Genomic DNA, 506 nt, shown 5'->3' with positions numbered 1-506 from the left:
TCCCGTTCAGCGCCGGCGGCCTTGGCATCCCACCCGGCATAGACATCCTGCGGTATCACGAACGGCGGTTCGTTCCAGCCCAATTGTTTACGGGTGGCCGCCACTTCGGCATCCCCCAGCGGCGCGCCGTGGGATTCATGGGAGCCGGCCTTGTTGGGCGAACCGAAACCGATAATGGTCTTGCACATCAGCAGCGAGGGCTTGTCGGCGACGGCCCGCGCCTGTTCGATGGCCGCCTTGACGGACGCGCTATCGTGGCCGTCCACCCCGCGCACCACATGCCAGCCATACGCTTCGAAGCGTTTGGCGGTGTCGTCGCTAAACCAGCCTTCCACATGACCGTCGATGGAAATACCGTTGTCATCGTAAAACGCCGTCAATTTCCCCAGCTTCATGGTGCCGGCCAGGGAGCAGACCTCATGGGAAATCCCCTCCATCATGCAGCCGTCGCCCATAAAGACATAGGTATGGTGATCGACGATGTCATGACCCGGCCGGTTGAACTG

1 pseudogene is annotated in these 506 nt (G+C 61.5%); it reads right to left on the bottom strand.

Going from position 1 to position 506, the window contains the following annotated elements:
• Positions 1 to 506: pseudogene (locus FCN80_RS26360) on the bottom strand (transketolase); the annotation flags it as partial.

This window comes from Martelella alba (assembly GCF_005217455.1).
Taxonomy (GTDB): Bacteria; Pseudomonadota; Gammaproteobacteria; order Enterobacterales; family Enterobacteriaceae; genus Acerihabitans.
This window is presented reverse-complemented; position numbering and strand designations above follow the sequence as displayed.